This is a genomic window from Chloroflexus sp. (assembly GCF_034435895.1).
GTDB lineage: Bacteria > Chloroflexota > Chloroflexia > Chloroflexales > Chloroflexaceae > Chloroflexus.
On record NZ_DAOTWH010000317.1, the window covers coordinates 1 to 1,785 of the forward strand.

4 protein-coding genes are annotated in these 1,785 nt (G+C 57.0%); all 4 read right to left on the bottom strand.

Going from position 1 to position 1,785, the window contains the following annotated elements; all coding sequences use genetic code 11:
• Positions 1 to 324: PAS domain-containing protein (locus U9R81_RS17615; protein WP_416180986.1), on the bottom strand; the 324-nt coding region annotated here is incomplete at its 3' end.
• Entirely contained in the window at positions 324 to 503 is a 180-nt protein-coding gene (locus tag U9R81_RS17620) for a hypothetical protein (protein ID WP_322496729.1), read from the bottom strand. The genes U9R81_RS17615 and U9R81_RS17620, both read right to left, overlap by 1 nt.
• A gap of 97 nt (positions 504 to 600) precedes the next feature.
• Positions 601 to 756 carry a hypothetical protein gene (locus U9R81_RS17625; protein WP_322496730.1) on the bottom strand — a complete coding sequence of 52 codons (156 nt, stop codon included), beginning with the start codon at positions 754 to 756 and terminating at the stop codon, positions 601 to 603.
• Positions 757 to 1,013: 257 nt separating this feature from the next.
• A partial coding sequence (locus tag U9R81_RS17630; RefSeq protein WP_322496731.1) for a lytic transglycosylase domain-containing protein occupies positions 1,014 to 1,785 on the bottom strand: 772 nt, incomplete at its 5' end.

The following is a 1,785-nucleotide window of genomic DNA, read 5'->3' on the forward strand; positions in this document are numbered from 1 at the left end:
CGCGCGATTGGCAAACCGCACATAACGGCCAGCGTCGAGGATCAGCACACCGTCGGGCAGGTTCTCGACTGCGACTTGCAACGCGATTTGCGAAGGCCGGAAGACGCCGTAGCGAATGACGCCCCAACCAAATACCACATGAAGCGGTAAGAGACTGACGTAGGTCAGCGTTACCATGCCTAATTCGCGAAAGACGAAGCCAGTCACTAAGGTCAATGCCGCCCCTGCTGTTAACCAAAGTGCAAGGCTGCGCATTTTGGGATGCTGCACGGTAATTGTCACCAGCATCACAATCGGCACAATCACGCAACCGATGATGTACATCAGCGCAGGCCAGAAAAAGGCCCGCGCACAAAACTCAAGCGGCCAATCTCTTCCCGAAAAACATCACCGCCGACCAGACCAAAGCGGCCATACCAATCGATCGCGAGCAAGACCGCCATCACGGCGTATGGCGCAACGGCGGCCCAACGCACCACTGGTTGGCGGTAGCGATGGGGCATAAAAACGATCATGATGAGCCAAACGAACAAGCCAAAAATAGCTGCTAACAACGAGGTAAGCAGTCCAGAGAGCAGCCAGATCTCGGTGGGATTGCGGCTAGTATATCGTACGGCGCCGGCAATACTCAGCACCAGTGAACCAGATGTAAACAGTAAACAGCCGGTTCGCGGTTGCTTGCCAATCTTGCAGCAAGACGTACACAATACTGGCGGTGAGGATAATGATAGTGAACAAGCTGAAGAGCAGTTCCATGCGCGCATCCCCTTGCAATGCATTGCATCGGAGGTCGTCTTACCGGCTGAAGGTGGCGTGATCGTTGAATGATGTTGCTGCGCAGTAACAGGGGCTCATACGAGGAGTGTTGTTACGTGTAACGATAATTATGAGTGGTACCAACAGTCTTGTCAAAAAACTCGTGACTGACTCCCTCCTCCAACCTGTTCAGATGGCTCGGCTACTGTCGCGCAATCTTTACGTCAAAAGCTTGCTGACCTTTGGACTGACACCGATTATCGGGTGGACTCGTACATTCCGCGATACACCCCATAAAACGCATACACTGCCCACACATAGTTGCGCGTTTCGCTAAAATCGATCGTTTCGACAAAGCGGTCAGGATCAGCGACCACATTGCCGCCGGCCCAGCGTTGCGCGTTGCCTAAGCCGCCGTTGTAGGCAGCCAATGCCCCGTGCAGGCTGCCGTTCATGTCTCTGATCCGGCGGCCTAGGTAGAATGCGCCAAAGCGAATACTGATGTGGGGCCGGTAGAGATCATCGAGCTGAAAGTCGCTGACGCCGAGGTTTTGGGCGATGCCGCGCCCGGTGTCGGGCATGATTTGGGCTAGACCGCGCGCGCCAACCCAAGAAGTCGCTGCCGGGTTGAAAAGGCTCTCTTGGCGGATGAGTGCGTAGAACAAGAGCGGATCGACACCGAATGCCGCCGCTTCCCGCTGCACGAGTTCGGGATATGGCGTCGGGAAACGCAGGCGGAGCAGAGCAGGTGGCGGCGGGTTCGCTTCCGGCGGCGTTGTCCGTGCCAGCCGTTCGGCGGCGAGCAGCGCCGGATAGATTGCGCCAGCCTGATAGGCACGCTGGGACAGATCGAGCAAGCGTAGCGGTTCCTCACCCGCTTGCCGCAACCCATCAAGCCATTCGCTCAGCGATTCGTCGTATAAGCCTACTTCACGCAAGAGACGCGCTCGTTCGGCCACGCTCGCCAGTGACGATTGAACCTCGCTCGCGCTCCAGCTTTGCACCCACTCGGCGAGCGCGAGCCAATCC